Consider the following 16,163-nt stretch of genomic DNA (forward strand, 5'->3'; position numbering starts at 1 on the left):
AGAGGCTTTTTTGATATTTCACTATCTATTATACGTTGAAACGGAAGTGCATAATGTCTCCATCCTCAACCACATAGGTTTTACCTTCTACGCCCAGTTTACCAGCTTCTTTACAAGCAGCTTCTGAACCCAAGGTGATAAAGTCGTTATATTTGATCGACCTCGGCACGGATAAAACCTTTTTCAAAATCTGTGTGGATCACACCTGCTGCTTGTGGCGCCGTAAAACCTTTCGTAATGGTCCAAGCTCTTACTTCTTGTACACCTGCAGTAAAATAGGTGTAAAGATCAGATAAGCGATAAGCTGCCCTGATCAACTTATTTACACCCGATTCTGTTAAACCTAGATCTCCTAAAAACTCTTGTCTTTCTTCATAAGATTCCAATTCGGCAATTTCAGATTCTATTTTCGCCGAAATGATCAACACTTCTGCATTTTCGTTCTTCACTGCTTCTTTTACCCTTTCTGTGTAGGCATTACCGTTGATTACCGATCCTTCTTCTACATTACAAACGTACATTACCGGCTTTTGGGTCAACAGGCCCATATCTTGGATAAACTCAAAATCTTCTAGTGCTACAGCTGCAGTACGGGCAGAATTACCAGTTTCCAATTGGGCTTTAATAACACTTAAAATCTCAAAAGTTCTTTTGGCATCTTTATCGGTTTTAGCCATTTTCTCTACCTTCTGGATTCTTTTGGTTACCGTATCCAGATCTTTCAATTGTAGCTCTGTATCGATCATCTCTTTATCGCGGATAGGATCCACAGAACCATCAACGTGGATTACATTACCATCATCAAAACAACGCAATACGTGGATAATGGCATTGGTAGCTCTAATGTTTCCTAAGAACTGGTTACCTAAACCCTCTCCTTTAGAGGCACCTTTTACCAAACCTGCAATATCTACGATCTCGATGGTATTTGGTTGTACTTTATTGGGCTTTACAAGCTCAGCCAATTTGGTCAAACGATCATCAGGTACGGTAATTACACCAATATTTGGTTCGATTGTACAGAATGGAAAATTTGCCGCTTGTGCTTTTGCGTTTGATAAACAGTTAAATAAGGTTGATTTACCAACGTTGGGTAACCCAACTATACCACATTGTAATGCCATGTTTCTTTTAAATTATGCTTGTTTAAGCCATATCAAAAGGCTTAATTATTGTTTGCTATTTTGCGCAAAGATATTAATTTTTAAGGCCTTTGCCTAGTAAATAATAAGCGACGTAAATAATATTTGATACACCTGCTAAAATGGCGCAAAAAAAGAGGCCCCGATATTTCGGGGCGCCTAAAAAAGAAATTTAATGAATTAAGTCTAGCTTATTTTTTGCTATCTAAAGCAGCTTCGATACGATCAGAAAGATCTAACAAATGATATTTGCTCAATGAATCTGACTGGCCGTTAGACGCAGACTTAACTTTATCTTGTAATTGACGCAATTGTCCTTTAACTACCGAAAGTACATCACTTTGTGCAGCACTTAAACCGCTAGCACCACCTGCACCGCCTCTACCGCCACCGCCTGGAATGGCAGCTGCTGCTGGAGCTGGAGCTGGCTTAACGATTGAAATCAATCTTTCTACGTAAGCTTTTTGTAAGTTACGACGATATACATCAATTGCCGAACCTGAACCTAGTTCTGTAAATATCGCACCATTTAGGTCAGTGAAAAGATCAGAGATCTTATAAGCTGTAGCACCATCAGTTGCTTCTGCAGCTACCAATTTACCTAAGGTATTGTTGCTCAATAAACGGCTTAAAGTACTTCCTTGTAATCTAGAAATAACTTCTAATGGATTTTGATCAATGTTATCCAAAATTGGTTGGTTGATCAACCATTTAGGCGTAGTGAACAATTGTTTGTTTAAGAAATCCATTGCTTCTTTTTGGGTAGCCGCTGGAGTACGCTCATAAATAGGACCTGCTTGGTCTACTGTTTTAGGGTTTTCGTAGATACCACCAATGTTTTTGGTTACATGGCCCATATAACGACCAAATTGAGTAGTCAATTGACCGTACATGTTGTTCAAGTTGTCATAACCTTCACCTGGTTCTTTAGTCCAAACTGGCAAGTTGGTCAAGATCACTTTTAAGTTTTTGATACCATACTCACTTGCTTTCATTGCGTTATCACTCAAATCTTCATTTTGTGAATGTGGATCATCAGAGTTGGTTTCAGTACCGAACCATAAACGTCTGTTTTTAGCCGACTCTAAAGTCATTTTATCCAATATCTTCATATCAGATTCAACAGTTTTGCTATCTGGGAAGTATCTGTATCCCCACTCGATTGCCCATTTATCATAGTCACCAATACGAGGATATAAACCTTTAGAAGAGATGTTATCTTCTGGTTGTGCTACGTAGTTAAAGCGGGCATAATCCATAATAGATGGTGTGTGTCCGTTTTCTTCAACCCATTTTTTGTTGCGTAGATTTTCTACAGGAACAGTAGAACTTGAACCATAATTGTGACGAAGACCTAAAGTGTGACCAACCTCGTGAGAAGATACAAAACGGATCAAATCACCCATCAACTCATCGCTGAAAGTCATTTTACGTGCTCTTGGATCTACAGCAGCAGTTTGGATCATGTACCAATCGTGTACTAACTTTTGTACATTGTGGAACCAGTTGATATGGCTTTCCATCAATCTCGCCACTACGTGATTCTGAGATACTTGGACCACTTGCGTTAGCAATTTCTGATGGTTTATAAACAATAGCCGAGTGACGAGCATCATCTAAGCTCCAAGTTGAATCTTGTGCTTTTGTAGGTGCTTCTTTAGCCATTACCGCATTTTTGAAACCTGCTTTTTCAAAAGCTTTTGCCCAATCGTCAACACCTGCTTTTAAATATGGAACCCATTTTTTAGGGGTCGCTGGATCGATATAAAAAATGATCGGTTTTTGAGGCTCTACCAATTCACCACGTTTGTATTTAGCCAAATCTTGTGGTTTTGGCTCTAAACGCCATCTTTTTACCAATTCGATTTCTTTTACACCTTGTGGGTTAAGATCGAAATCGGTATAACCAACTGCAAAATAACCTACACGTGGATCAAAATAACGTGCTTTCATTGGCACTTTAGGTAAAATAACCAACGATGCGTTTAACTCGACAGTTGCAGAACCCGTAGAACCACCACCGCCACCACCAGCAGGTGCGCCACCAAATGGAGAAGCAGCTGCAGCTGATAAGCTATACGTTTTAACCGAGGTAATCTCTACGTTGGTAGGGAAACTTCTAACACTGGTAATGTAGCTACGATCCGCCAATTGGTTACCCAATCTGAAACGGGTTTTAGCAGCAGGAGAACTGAAGTAAAAAATATCGTTATCGCTATTGATATAGTCGGTCATGTCGATCACACTTCCCTGTTTATCTGTAGTATAAGCTGCAATGTTAAATGAAGCAGCAATAGCTTGGATATTTGAGTTTTTTAACGATTGGTACATTGAAGCTGTACTATCAGGACTGTAAGTTCTGTAACTTACCTTACGCATAAAAATACGGTTGTTTGGTCCTTTTTCGAAACGGATCACAGAACTACCAATCTGATCACCTGCGTAACCTTGTGCAGCACGTACATCTGCACCAGATTTAGAGATACGACTTACCACCAAAATGTCTCTTCCTAAAGTGGTATCAGCAATTTCGAAGAAAAATTTGTCGTCTAATTTATGGGTAGTGATCATCCCTCTGTGCGTTACTGCCTTATCAGTAATAACTTGGGCGTATGGTCTAGGCTGGGCTCTTGGGCCTCCTACAGCAGCACCAGGAGCTCTCCTCGTCGTATCCGCCGCTGCTGCTCCCCCACCTGGTCTAACTTGCGCTTGTGCTATTGTAATCGCACCTGCAGCAAGTAAAATGGTTAGTAATTTTTTTTTCATGAACATTATAAGTTAATTGTTGAGTAAATATATAAGTAGAGACTACAAAAAAAGGGCTATGGCGCATAACTTTGTAGTTACAAACAAAAAAAAACCAAACAATAACTTACATATAACTGTATTCTGAAAATTTAATGGATCATTTTAAACAACATTTCCTTTAATAATTCGCCATCCGTTGTATTGCCAGTACTATCTAAACCTTTGCTTTTTAGATTGATACTCTCGTAATAAACTGATGATATCAAAGGTCTTTGCATCACTAAAAGTTCTGGCTGCGGTTTCGTAATCTTTGATAAAATACGGACTTACGCCAAGCTCTTTGGCTGCATCGTTTTTATTGGGCAGGTAATGATATTTTAAGATCTTGGTAAAATAAGAATTTAGATTAGCCATAACCATTACCATGGGGTTAGCTTTTGGGTTATCTGCAAAGTAGTTGATGATCTGGTTACACTTTAATATATTTCTGGTAGCCAATGCCTTTTGCAGTTCAAATACATTGTATTCCTTACTGATTCCTATATTTTTCTGGATATGATCCGTTTGGATGACTGTATCCTTACTGATGTTCAAACAAAGTTTTTCTACTTCATTGGCAATTTTAGAAAGATCTGTACCCAGATACTCTGCCATTAGGGCTGCAGCTTGTGGGGCAATCTTATAGCCTTTTTCTTTGATGTGCTCTTCGATCCAAGGCATCAATTTATAATCCCTTACCGGATCCGATTGAAATACTACTCCATTATTGGAAATGGCCTTATAGATTTTTTGCGCTTATCGAAGTTTGCATATTTATAGGCCAATACCAAAATGGTGCTGGGTAAAGGTTTCTCGAAATAATTCAGTACCACCTCGGCATCTTTACTACTTCCTTCTGTTTCTTTTGCCCATTTCAGATCCTGCGCCTCTTTCACTACGATCAGTTGGTATTCCGACATCATCGGGTAGCGCTTGGCCGCATTGAGGATAGTGGCCATATCTGTATCCTTACCGTACAAAACAGTTTGGTTAAATCCTTTTTCACCATCGTTAAGCACATGGTTTTCCATGTAATCAACCACTTGATCAATGTAATAAGGTTCTTCGCCCTGCAACAAATACAAGGGTTTAAACTTTCTGGCCTTTAAATCTTTTATTATCTCTACAGCGCTCATATAATTATCCAAATGTAACGGCTAAAAACTAAATATTAAAGGTTATTTTTGCACAAATGGCATTTGAACCCACCGCTTTAAACTTACCTACGTATCCTTTTAAAATTACACAAAAGGGCGACCAGTATTTTATATTCGACGAAATCCGCAAAAAACACCTGGTACTGACTCCCGAAGAATGGGTAAGGCAACATTTTATCCAATACTTGATCCTTGAAAAGAAATTTCCGAAATCGCTGATCCAAATTGAGGGTGGACTGAACCTCAACAAACTTCAAAAAAGAACGGATGTAGTGATCTTCAATACCCAAGGTGAAAGAATGATGGTGATAGAGTGCAAAGCTCCTGCCGTAAAAATCAACCAATCGGTATTTGATCAAGCAGCAAGGTACAATTCTGTCCATAAAACCAAATGGCTAGTGGTAACCAATGGACTTATGCATTGTTATGCGAGTATAAATCATCAGGCAGAACAATTTGTCTTTGTAGAGAATTTGCCTAACTATAAAGAATTGTAGGTAATTACAATGGTTTAAAACCTGTAATCAGAAAAGTATATTTGCCCAGATCGTAACCATTAAAATCTGCTACGTGGATAAACTTCACATCGGCCCTTTTACCCTGTTTGTAAAGCGTACCGGTTATGATATAGTTTTTCTGAACCGGAAGTTTTGCCAATTGCGCATCCGAAACGATGCCAGAAACCTGTAACTGCATATAATTTAACAACGAACTTTTGTTTCTGCTGGTATCTCCATAAGCTTTAAAGATTGCCATTTTTGTTTCTTGTTCGTTGATGACCGTATCCTTAACGGCTTCGAGTTTCAAAGGCATATCTTTCAGAAAATCTGCTTCGTTGCTCAAATTGATCATTTTGTGCTTGAATTTTTCAGTGATCTCTTTTTCCTTGGCCTCGTCTTTTGTCCAATCAGGATTTGAGGCAATAAAATCTTTCAATTGATCTTCCAAAAAGATACCTGTACTTACTTCCTTAGGTTTTTCGTTTGAACAAGAGGCAAAGGCGATCGCTAAAAATAAAAATGCAAGTTTCTTCATGGTATTATCGTTTGGAATTAATGATCAGTTTTTTAACTACGGGGTCGTAGATCTTAAAGGCCACGTGGTTTGATTGCACAATATTAGGTGTTAAGATTTCAGATACTTCTTTTGGATAGGATTTCATTTTCGGCAATTCGAAAACGGCCCTGATGCATGGAATTTGCGTAAGGAGGTTTCCTCCATTAAAATTCATCAAAGTTCCTGCATTTTGTCCTGAGAAACCAATCAACATAAATGACTTTCCATTTAATTTATTGACCAAAGACATTGGACTGCCTAATTTGATCCCGTTTTGGGTAACATAGGTCGAACCTGCCACATCAATGATGATATTTTGGATGGTTTTGTAAGGCTGTTCACTTTCTTGCCAATTGATTGTAATTTCACCGGCTGTACCTTTCCATACTTTGGTGGCAAAAGTATGTTGAAAAACGCCTTTTACAAAAACAGAATCCTGTTTTAGGTTTGCTTTCCCTGCTTTACGTTCAACATCCTGATAGGTATCACCAATATTGATCTTACCAACGGCATCACAGCTGACCAAAATAGCATTCGGGTTGGCCAATAAACCAGTAGTTGTTTTAGTTGTTACAACACTCGAATCTACAGTTGGCGCATGGATTGCCGTATCTACTTCTTCAGTTAAGGTATCTTGCGCTTCGGCTTCCTTTTTCTCATTATTGCTGCAAGCAGCAAGCATTACAACGGTCAGAAACAAAAAGGCTTTAAAAATCTTCATGGCTATCCTAATAGGGCTAAACTCTCGGTAATCATCTTGATTTTAGATTCCGCATCCGCCTTTTTATTGCGCTCGTTGGTGATCATCTCTGGTTTTGCATTTTGTACAAAACGTTCATTGCTCAATTTGGCATCAACAGATTTCAAGAAACCCTGTAGGTATTCCAATTCTTTGGTTAAACGCTCTTTTTCTGCATCCAAATCTACATTTTCGTTCAACACGATAAAAAATTCGTCCTTACCTACCATAAAACTGGCTGCGCCAGGGATTTTATCATTAACCAAGGCTACCTCGCTGATGTTGGCCAGCTTAAATACAATATTGATCCATTGCTCATAATCTAGGTCTGAGTTAGATTTAATGCTTAATGGCAGGGCATCTTTTGGCGAGATCTGACGTGTATTTCTTACATTCCTGATTTCCGAAATCAACTCTTTGATCAGTTCTGCATCTTTCAATAATTTTTCATCTATCGCTCCAATTGTTGGATATTGGGCTACAATACAACAATCCATTTCATTTCTTTCGCCAAACAGTTCATCGTGATATAGCTCTTCTGTTAAGAAAGGCATAAAAGGATGCAACAGTTTTAAGATCTGCTCGAAATAATGGATGCTTATTTTTTTGGTTGCCGCATCAATGGGTTGTTGATAAGCAGGCTTAACCATTTCTAGGTACCAGGCACAGAAATCGTCCCAAACCAATTTATAGGTAGCCATTAAGGCTTCAGATAAACGATATTGCTTAAAGTTGGCCTCAATCTCAGCTAAAGTTTCGCTAAAGCGGTTTTCGAACCAAGCAATGGCTTGTTGGTTAGGGTTTTCCAGATTTTCATCCACTTCCCAGCCTTTAACCAAACGGAAGGCATTCCATATTTTATTGGCAAAGTTTCTACCTTGCTCACAATACGATTCATCAAACATCAAATCGTTCCCAGCTGGCGACGACATCAACATCCCTACTCTTACCCCATCAGCACCATATTTCTCGATCAGCCCAATGGGATCAGGAGAATTACCCAACGATTTAGACATCTTTCTGCCTAATTTATCACGAACGATCCTGTTAAATACACATTGTTAAAAGGCTTTTGACCTCTAAACTCATGTCCGGCCATGATCATCCTGGCTACCCAAAAGAACAAGATCTCTGGAGCCGTTACCAGATCATTGGTAGGATAATAATAATTGATGTCTTTATTGTCTGGATTTTTAAAACCATCAAAAACAGAAATTGGCCACAACCACGAAGAGAACCAAGTGTCCATTACATCTTCATCCTGTTTTACAAAAGGTGCCAATTGGTTTTTAAATCCAGCTTTATCAGCTTCGGCACAATCCTCTTCCAAGTGTTTCTTTTTCCAGAACTCCTCTAAAGCTTCGTCTTTGGTTTTGGCCACTACCCAATTTCCTTTGGCATCGTACCAAGCAGGGATTTGTTGCCCCCACCACAATTGGCGAGAGATATTCCAGTCGCGAACATTCTCCATCCAATGACGATAAGTATTCTCGAACTTATTTGGGATTAGGTTTACTTCGCCGTTCAGCACATCATCCAATGCTGGTTGTGCCATCTCTTTCATTTTCACAAACCACTGCATTGATAATTTAGGCTCAATTGCCGCATCTGTACGCTCAGAGAAACCAACTTGCGATTTATAGTCTTCTACTTTTTCTAAATGACCAGCCTCATCCAACATTTTGGCAATTTTTTTACGGGCAACAAACCTGTCCTCGCCAACCAAAATAACAGCCAACTCATTTAAGGTACCATCATCATTTAAGATATCGGTTACTGGTAAATGATGTTTTACACCCAATTCATAATCATTTAGATCATGTGCAGGGGTCACTTTTAAACAACCTGTACCAAATTCAATATCTACATATTCGTCTTCAATAACCGGAATTTCGTGATTAACCAAAGGCACAAATACTTTTTTGCCTTTTAGGTGTGTAAACCGTTCATCATTAGGGTTGATACAGATGGCTGCATCGGCCATAATGGTTTCTGGACGTGTGGTAGCAATCGTCAATGAATTTTCAGCTGTTAATGCCGATTGGTCTGTTCCTGCAATCCGATATTTGATATAGTATAACTTTTGGTTTACTTCTTTGCGGATTGACTTCCTCATCAGAAACTGCTGTTTTACCAGCAGGATCCCAGTTTACCATTCTGATTCCACGATAGAGTCCATCCTTTTTTGTACAAATGGATAAAACTGTCGATCACCGCTTCAGAAAGATCGTCTTCCATGGTAAAACGTGTCCTGTCCCAATCGCAGCTTGCACCCAATTTCTTTAATTGGTCTAAAATAATACCACCGTATTTCTCTTTCCACTCCCAGGCATATTTCAAAAACTCTTCACGAGAAATGTCTTTTTTATTGATTCCTCTTTCTTTTAGCATCGCCACCACCTTTGCTTCGGTAGCAATAGAAGCATGGTCTGTTCCAGGTACCCAACAAGCGTTTTTACCTTGCATACGGGCCTTACGGATCAATACATCCTGAATGGTGTTGTTTAACATGTGCCCCATGTGCAATACCCCAGTTACGTTTGGCGGTGGAATTACAATTGTATAAGGCTCACGCTCATCTGGCTCAGAGTGAAAGAATTTCTTCTCAAGCCAGTAACTATACCATTTATCTTCGGTTTCTGCAGGATTGTATTTAGTAGATATGCTCATTTATATTTTGGTGTCGAATTTAGCTGGTAAAAATACGTTTTTAGGCGCAAAACTTAAAGCCTAAAAATTTGAAAAGCAGAGACAGTGCGTTGATCAGGTGTTGGTCCCGCACTCCATTACAATCTTTTGCGGGCACCCTGTCCAAATGCCCAAGCCAAGCCGCAAAAGGATTTTCGTTGCGTTCGGGTTTAGTTTGCAGGGTACAGTACCTTATTTAAAGAACCATAGTTACCATCAAAAATGCCTACAAATATCACAGGTAAACATTTGTAAGGCAATTGGTTAAATAAACAATTATCCTAGCGTACCCCGTTGTAACTTTAAGCTTAAAGTAGCATCTAAAAATGGCGAACCACGCCTATACCAACCAACAAATTAACTGATCTAACCCTAAAAAAAATGCTTTCAAACCAAACCAAAAAAAGCAAGCTTCAAGATTTTACGATCAATATCAAGCTTCAATTGGCTGCATTATGGACAGCCCTAATGTTCTGTTATGTGTATGGAGATTTTTTCTCCTTGTTTGTTCCCGGTCGTATCCAAGGTTTAATGGAAGGAAGTTCTGGTGTAGGTACCACCACTCCTTACGCCTTGCTTTCGTTTGCCATCATGATGACCATCCCGAGCCTGATATCTTCTTATCCTTAGTGTTTAAACCCCAGCTCAACCGTTGGGCCAACGTAGTTGCGGGCATTTTATTTACGTTGATCATGGCGCTGATCATCACAAAATCAATCAGCGAGTGGAAAATATTCTATGTTTATCTGGCCTGCGTAGAAATTATCCTAACCAGCGTTATTGCTTGGCGGGCTTGGAACTGGCCACAAGAAAAAGGCGGACACTAAAAAAACTATCCATCAACAGCTCATCAAAAAAGATAAAAATGTACTCTAATAAAAAAACAGCACGAATAGCAGGTCTACTCTACCTAGTGGTGGTGGTAACTGGCATGTTTAGTCTAGCTTATGTTCCTTCAAAACTCATCGTATGGAACGATGCGGCACAAACCGTTAACAATATTACAAGCAACGAGCTATTGTTTAGACTTGGTATCGTAAGCAGTTTGGTCTGTTATACCTTCTTTTTGTTTTTACCAATTGTATTGTACCAATTGCTCAAATCGGTCAATAAAACCCATGCCAAAGTAATGGTCATTCTGGCAATTGTAAGTGTACCTATTTCCTTTGCCAACATGATCAACAAATTTGCAGTGCTTTCGCTCATTAGCAGTTCTACAACACTTAAAGGGTTAGCAATTGACCAAATGCATACGCAAGTGATGTTTTATTTGGATCTTTATAATTCAGGGATTTTAATTGTTCAGATATTTTGGGGGCTTTGGTTATTTCCTTTGGGTTATCTGATATTCAGGATCAGGTTTTCTTCCAAAATTTTTGGGCGTACTGTTAATGGCAGGTTGTTTCGGTTACCTGTTAAACTTCTTGGGCAATTCGCTATGGACAGGCTACAGCGAACTGGGTATTTCTTCTTATGTAAGGCTCCCTGCAAGTTTGGGCGAAATAGGGACCTGCTTGTGGCTCTTGATGATGGGGGCCAAAGAAAAAAAGACAGCTATTTAAAGGAAAAGATTACATCTCTTCAAAAACATCATCAAGGTTCAATACAAAGCCGGGTAAAACCGAAGACGTAATCTGCTCACTTAAAGTAAAAAGCTTAGAAGGCTGAAACCTACCTATATCGTCAAGGGTATAAGATCAGTATGGTTTGGTCGCTTTGGCTAACTACCCAATACTCTTTTACCCCAAATTCTTGGTAGATCTTGTATTTATGAAGCAGTTCTTTTTTGTTATTGCCCGGAGATAAAACTTCAACGACCAGATCTGGAGCGCCAATGCATCCTCGAGCATCGAGTTTGGTTAGATCACAAACCACACAGATATCTGGCTGTAGAACGGTGAACACATCTTTGTCGGCTTTGCTCTCTTTTGGAAAGCGGACATCAAATGGTGCACCATAAACTTTGCAGGGTTTGTTTTTTAAAAAATTACCAAGCGCCATGAAAATTGTTCCAAAAACTTCTTGATGAAACCTAGATGGCACAGGGCTCATTTTAAAGATTTTCCCTTTAATTAATTCTACTCTTTCTTCAAAAAGCCAGTTTAAATAATGGGCATAACTATAAGTTCGAGATTCGTCGATATCATGGAGGAGATAGACTTTCTCATCAGTTAAATCTTTATAGGGAGTTTCGGCCGCCATACCACTAATATACTCATTTTTAGCGGGATATTAAAATTTCATTCGTTGGATTCTGATTGCATTTAGGATGGCTAAAAACGCCACACCCACATCGGCAAAAACAGCTTCCCACATGGTGGCCAAACCACCCGCCCCTAAGATCAAAACGATGGCTTTTACCCCAAAGGCCAAACTGATGTTTTGGTAAACAACCTTTTTAGTAGCCTTACCTATTTTAATGGCCGTTACAATTCTACTTGGTTGGTCGTTCTGGATCACCACATCGGCTGTTTCAATCGCAACATCGCTGCCCATGGCCCCCATGGCCATGCCTAGGTCGCTTAAGGCCAGTACAGGCGCATCGTTAATCCCATCACCCACAAAAGCGACGATGGCATTTTTATCCTTTTTGATGTTTTCCAATCGGGCAACTTTATCTTCAGGCAAAAGATCACCATAGGCTTGATCAATGTTCAGTTCTTTGGCCAGCTTTGCTGTAATGGCAGTTTTATCACCACTCAACATTATTACTTGTGTGATGCCGTTGGCATGGAGGTCCGTTACGGCCTGTTTGGCATCTGCCTTAACCTCATCGGCAATGATCACGTAACCTGCATATTGATCATCAACTGCCAACAATACAATGGTTTCTACTTGTTCATCAATGGTTGTAGGATAAGCAATATTGGCTTTCTTAAACAATTTGGCATTACCTGCAGCTACTTTCTGGTTTGCAATTACAGCCGTTAAGCCATGTCCAGCAATTTCTTTAACCTCCGTAACGTCTAAAAGCTTTTCGTCTCCATAATGGTTAACGATGGCCTTTGCTATGGGATGTGTAGATTGACTTTCTATGGCCGCCAACAAAGCCATAAATTTAGCTTCGTCTATTTCGCTTTGGATCTGTTTAACTTTGAATACACCATGAGTCAATGTTCCGGTTTTATCCATCACAACCGTATTGACTTGGGTGATTACATCTAAAAAGTTAGAACCTTTAAATAAGATTCCATTGGCTGAGGCAGCTCCAATTCCGCCAAAATAGCCTAATGGAATAGAAATAACCAAGGCACATGGGCAAGAAATCACCAAGAAAACCAAGGCTCGATATAACCAGGTCTGGAATTGGTAATCAGCTACGATAAAATAAGGTAGGATAACTAAAGCAACAGCTAGAAAAAATACAATTGGGGTATAAATCTTTGCAAATTTCCTGATGAACAACTCGGTTTTCGCCTTACGCGAAGTAGCCGATTGTACCATTTCCAAAATTCGAGATAGTGCACTATCAGCAAATTTCTTGCTTACTTTTAAGGTAACTACCTGATCAAGATTTAACATTCCAGCCAGTACCGCTTCACCCTTACGGATGGTCCTTGGCGTACTTTCGCCTGTTAATGCGGCCGTATTGAAACTGGCACTTTCGCTCAACAATTCTCCATCTAAAGGGGCCTTTTCGCCAGCTTTTAACTGAATGGTCTCTCCTATAGCTACCGTTTCTGGTTTTACGGTTTCAAATTTTTCATTTCTAAGTACACTCGCTACATCTGGTCGCACATCCAATAAGGCTTTGATATTTCGTTTTGCTCCAGCCACTGCAGCGCCCTGAAAAAGTTCGCCAACGGTATAGAACAGCATTACCGCAACCGCTTCAGGATATTCTCCCAAGGCTAATGCGCCAATGGTAGCCAAAGCCATCAATAAAAATTCTGTAAATATTTCGCCCTTGGCAATGGTTGCTCCCGCTTCTTTGATCACAGGATAGGCTACTGGAACATAAGCCAGCACATACCATCCCATGCGGATATAGTTGACAAAGAATTCGATCTTCAAATAATCTAATGCAATACCAGCTAATAATAAAACCAAGCTAAAAGCAGCAGGGAGGTAGGTTTTAAATGACGATGCATCGCCATGGTCGTGATCATGGTCATCGCCACTACCATGCTGATGGCCGTGGTTATGGCTACAGCACCCATCTTCTTGAGCTACATGCGAATGTTTTTCTTTTTCCATTGTAATTTAGAATTATTCAAAATTATGGTTTTTGCTATGAATTATCCGTGTCGACACAATAATATATGTTAAAATATGTTAATACTTATACAAAATGTAAAACATGAAAGCATTCAGGTTGTCCATATTTAACGTTGGTATTTTTCGGAGAATTGGTTTGAGTAAATTGTATTACTGGTTTAACAAGTAATATTTCTATTAACTTTCTATAGTTTAATAGGTATTTCTTAATTTTCATCTTTAAATATTTTTAAAGCATGAAATCTGCATAGTGCATCCCTATCAAATTTCTTTATCAGTCTGTGCAGACATTATCACTATTAAACAAATCATAACTAATGAAAGTTAACCAATTCAAAAATTATTTTGCGATTTTAGGTATCATGGCAGGAAGCTTTTCGGCCTATGCGCAAAACGTCCCTAAAAAATATATAGATCCTGCAAACATGGACCTGAGCGTTAAACCTGGCGATGATTTTTATCAATACGCAAGTGGAACATGGATCAAGAAAAACCCTGTACCTGCCAAAGAAACACGTTGGGGTTCATTTAACGAACTTCGCGAGTTTAATGCACAGGCTGTAAGAAGCTTGGTAGAAAAAGCAGCGGCTGACAAAACTGCGCCTGCAGGTTCTGTAAGCAGACGCGTAGGCGATTTTTATGCAGCAGCGATGGATAGCTTGACCATCGAAAAATTGGGTTATACACCAATCAAAGCGGATTCTAGAAAGAGTAAAAAAATCAATAGCGTACAAGGGCTATTAGACCAGATCGCTTACATGCGTACTTCTGGCGTGGGCGGTGGCCTATTTGGTTTAGGTGTTGGACAAGACAGAAAAAATGTAACCAAATACGTAGTTAACATTTCTCAAGGTGGAACATCTTTAAGCGACCGAGATTATTACCTAAAAGACGACCCTCAGAGCCAAAGGATCAGAGCTGCTTACAATACCTACATGGTAAAATTGTTTACCTTAACCGGAAGTAGCGAAGCTGAGGCCAAACAAAAGGCAACCACCGTATTCAATTTAGAAAAAGCATTGGCCGAAGCGCAGATGAGCAGGATTGAAATGCGTGACCCTTATAAAACTTATAACAAATTAACCGTTGCTGAATTTAACAAGGTTACACCTAACATTAACTGGACAACCTTGATGCCTAAGTTTAAGATCAATGGTCAAGATACAGTTTTAGTCAACTCTATCTCTTTCTTTAAAAGTTTAGATGGCATGTTAACCAGGGTACCCTTAACAGATTGGAAGACCTATTTGGAGTGGAACATCTTAAGAGGTTCTGCAAATAACCTAAGCTCTCCTTTTGTTAACGCAAGCTTTGCATTTACGCAAGCTCAAACTGGTCAAAAAGTACAAACACCACGTTGGCAACGCATGTCTGCATTAACTGATGGAACAATAGGTGAACTATTAGGTCAACTGTATGTAGCCAAATATTTCAAACCAGATGCAAAAGTACGCATGGATCAAATGATTGTTAACCTACGCAAGGCTTTCGAAATCAGGATCAATGGTTTAGAGTGGATGAGCGATGCCACTAAAAAAAGAGCATTAGAAAAACTACATGCTTTTACACCAAAAGTAGGTTATACTACCAAATGGCAAACTTATACAGGCTTAGAGATCAACAAAGGAACTTATTTCCAAAATCTACGCAATGCCAGTATCTGGAACTATAACGAAAATGTGAGCAGATTAGGAAAACCTTTAGACCGTACACGTTTCGGAATGACACCTCCAACTGTAAATGCATCTTATAGCCCAACCATGAACGAAATTGTTTTCCCGGCTGGGATTTTACAGTTTCCTTTCTTTGATCCAAACGCAGATGATGCCGTGAACTATGGTGGTATTGGTGCCGTAATCGGTCATGAAATGAGCCACGGTTTTGACGATACAGGTAGCCAATATGATAAAGATGGCAACCTTAAAAATTGGTGGACAGATGAAGACCGCGCTAAATTTAATGATAAAACAAAGGCCTTGGGCGAACAGTTCAGTGCTTATACCGTTGTTGATACCATCCACGTATTGGGTAAGTTGACCATGGGCGAAAATATTGGCGATCTAGGTGGATTGAATGCTGCTTATACTGCCTTTAAGATGACTAAACAAGGTCAAAGCAATGAGAAGATAGACGGTTTTACACCTGACCAACGTTTCTTCTTATCCTGGGCACAAGTTTGGAGAGGTAATATTTTACCAGAAGCTGCAGCTCAATTGATCAAAACAGACTCACACTCTCCTGGTCCTTACAGAACCATTGGCGCTCCGGTAAATATGGATGCCTGGTACCAGGCCTTTGACGTGAAACCTGGCGACAAACTCTATAAGAAACCTGAAGACCGAATTAGGTTGTGGTAAACATCAACTCATAAAAAAA

General features: G+C 39.5%; 11 protein-coding genes and 4 pseudogenes. 6 read left to right on the forward strand and 9 right to left on the reverse strand.

Translation table 11 applies throughout. From position 1 onward, the window contains the following. Positions 1 to 28 precede the first annotated feature (28 nt). From ychF to holA, 4 genes and pseudogenes are all read right to left on the reverse strand, one after another. Positions 29 to 1,124: pseudogene (gene ychF, locus ACFJIZ_RS09990) on the reverse strand (redox-regulated ATPase YchF). Between the two features lie 209 nt (positions 1,125 to 1,333). Beyond that, positions 1,334 to 2,665, reverse strand: a complete 1,332-nt coding sequence (locus ACFJIZ_RS09995) for a zinc-dependent metalloprotease (RefSeq protein ID WP_379093989.1) — start codon at positions 2,663 to 2,665, stop codon at positions 1,334 to 1,336. Next, positions 2,571 to 3,908: a DUF5117 domain-containing protein gene (locus ACFJIZ_RS10000; RefSeq protein WP_379093054.1), complete on the reverse strand. Its 1,338-nt coding sequence runs from the start codon at positions 3,906 to 3,908 to the stop codon at positions 2,571 to 2,573. Before ACFJIZ_RS10000 ends, ACFJIZ_RS09995 begins: the two co-directional genes overlap by 95 nt. Before the next feature lie 131 nt (positions 3,909 to 4,039). Then, a pseudogene (holA, locus tag ACFJIZ_RS10005) lies at positions 4,040 to 5,065 on the reverse strand (DNA polymerase III subunit delta). Positions 5,066 to 5,121: 56 nt separating this feature from the next. Between holA and ACFJIZ_RS10010 the strand changes: the two are divergent. Continuing rightward, entirely contained in the window at positions 5,122 to 5,583 is a 462-nt protein-coding gene (locus tag ACFJIZ_RS10010) for a type I restriction enzyme HsdR N-terminal domain-containing protein (protein ID WP_379093057.1), read from the forward strand. Positions 5,584 to 5,587: 4 nt separating this feature from the next. On the opposite strand, the gene ACFJIZ_RS10015 is transcribed toward ACFJIZ_RS10010, so the two are convergent. The 3 genes and pseudogenes from ACFJIZ_RS10015 to ACFJIZ_RS10025 form a co-directional block, all read right to left on the reverse strand. Then, complete coding sequence (locus ACFJIZ_RS10015; RefSeq protein WP_379093060.1) at positions 5,588 to 6,121, reverse strand: hypothetical protein; 534 nt, start codon at positions 6,119 to 6,121, stop codon at positions 5,588 to 5,590. A gap of 4 nt (positions 6,122 to 6,125) precedes the next feature. Continuing rightward, positions 6,126 to 6,863, reverse strand: coding sequence for a hypothetical protein (locus ACFJIZ_RS10020; RefSeq protein ID WP_379093063.1), 738 nt, complete (start codon positions 6,861 to 6,863; stop codon positions 6,126 to 6,128). Positions 6,864 to 6,865: 2 nt separating this feature from the next. Then, positions 6,866 to 9,551, reverse strand: a pseudogene (locus ACFJIZ_RS10025) (valine--tRNA ligase). 399 nt (positions 9,552 to 9,950) lie between these two features. On the opposite strand from ACFJIZ_RS10025, the gene ACFJIZ_RS10030 reads away from it, so the two are divergent. The 4 genes and pseudogenes from ACFJIZ_RS10030 (at position 9,951) to ACFJIZ_RS10045 (ending at position 11,131) form a co-directional block, all read left to right on the forward strand. Then, entirely contained in the window at positions 9,951 to 10,199 is a 249-nt protein-coding gene (locus ACFJIZ_RS10030; protein ID WP_379093066.1) for a DUF6326 family protein, read from the forward strand. Continuing rightward, positions 10,199 to 10,396, forward strand: coding sequence for a hypothetical protein (locus tag ACFJIZ_RS10035; RefSeq protein ID WP_379093069.1), 198 nt, complete (start codon positions 10,199 to 10,201; stop codon positions 10,394 to 10,396). Before ACFJIZ_RS10030 ends, ACFJIZ_RS10035 begins: the two co-directional genes overlap by 1 nt. 104 nt (positions 10,397 to 10,500) lie before the next feature. Further along, positions 10,501 to 10,863 (forward strand): annotated as a pseudogene (locus ACFJIZ_RS10040) (DUF4386 domain-containing protein); the annotation flags it as partial. Between the two features lie 97 nt (positions 10,864 to 10,960). After that, the gene (locus tag ACFJIZ_RS10045) at positions 10,961 to 11,131 is read left to right on the forward strand and encodes a hypothetical protein (RefSeq protein WP_379093992.1); all 171 of its coding nucleotides are present in this window, start codon (positions 10,961 to 10,963) and stop codon (positions 11,129 to 11,131) included. A 121-nt stretch (positions 11,132 to 11,252) separates the two neighbouring features. Here the strand turns inward: ACFJIZ_RS10045 and ACFJIZ_RS10050 are convergent, their stop codons facing one another. After that, positions 11,253 to 11,771 (reverse strand): Uma2 family endonuclease, encoded by a 519-nt coding sequence (locus tag ACFJIZ_RS10050; protein ID WP_379093072.1) that lies wholly within the window; start codon positions 11,769 to 11,771, stop codon positions 11,253 to 11,255. 30 nt (positions 11,772 to 11,801) lie between these two features. Further along, positions 11,802 to 13,766, reverse strand: a complete 1,965-nt coding sequence (locus ACFJIZ_RS10055; RefSeq protein WP_379093075.1) for a heavy metal translocating P-type ATPase — start codon at positions 13,764 to 13,766, stop codon at positions 11,802 to 11,804. 338 nt (positions 13,767 to 14,104) lie between these two features. On the opposite strand from ACFJIZ_RS10055, the gene ACFJIZ_RS10060 reads away from it, so the two are divergent. After that, the gene (locus ACFJIZ_RS10060; RefSeq protein ID WP_379093078.1) at positions 14,105 to 16,144 is read left to right on the forward strand and encodes a M13 family metallopeptidase; all 2,040 of its coding nucleotides are present in this window, start codon (positions 14,105 to 14,107) and stop codon (positions 16,142 to 16,144) included. Positions 16,145 to 16,163 lie beyond the last annotated feature (19 nt).

Origin of the sequence: Pedobacter sp. UC225_65, assembly GCF_042698365.1 — a bacterium.
GTDB lineage: Bacteria > Bacteroidota > Bacteroidia > Sphingobacteriales > Sphingobacteriaceae > Pedobacter.

What these genes read in the sequence shown, in the direction of transcription:
- ACFJIZ_RS09995 (WP_379093989.1), bottom strand. Translation starts at nt 2,665, where the DNA reads ATGGAAAGCCATATCAACTGGTTCCACAATGTACAAAAGTTAGTACAC.
- ACFJIZ_RS10000 (WP_379093054.1), bottom strand. Translation starts at nt 3,908, where the DNA reads ATGAAAAAAAAATTACTAACCATTTTACTTGCTGCAGGTGCGATTACA.
- ACFJIZ_RS10010 (WP_379093057.1), top strand. Translation starts at nt 5,122, where the DNA reads ATGGCATTTGAACCCACCGCTTTAAACTTACCTACGTATCCTTTTAAA.
- ACFJIZ_RS10015 (WP_379093060.1), bottom strand. Translation starts at nt 6,121, where the DNA reads ATGAAGAAACTTGCATTTTTATTTTTAGCGATCGCCTTTGCCTCTTGT.
- ACFJIZ_RS10020 (WP_379093063.1), bottom strand. Translation starts at nt 6,863, where the DNA reads ATGAAGATTTTTAAAGCCTTTTTGTTTCTGACCGTTGTAATGCTTGCT.
- ACFJIZ_RS10030 (WP_379093066.1), top strand. Translation starts at nt 9,951, where the DNA reads ATGCTTTCAAACCAAACCAAAAAAAGCAAGCTTCAAGATTTTACGATC.
- ACFJIZ_RS10045 (WP_379093992.1), top strand. Translation starts at nt 10,961, where the DNA reads ATGGCAGGTTGTTTCGGTTACCTGTTAAACTTCTTGGGCAATTCGCTA.
- ACFJIZ_RS10050 (WP_379093072.1), bottom strand. Translation starts at nt 11,771, where the DNA reads ATGGCGGCCGAAACTCCCTATAAAGATTTAACTGATGAGAAAGTCTAT.
- ACFJIZ_RS10055 (WP_379093075.1), bottom strand. Translation starts at nt 13,766, where the DNA reads ATGGAAAAAGAAAAACATTCGCATGTAGCTCAAGAAGATGGGTGCTGT.
- ACFJIZ_RS10060 (WP_379093078.1), top strand. Translation starts at nt 14,105, where the DNA reads ATGAAAGTTAACCAATTCAAAAATTATTTTGCGATTTTAGGTATCATG.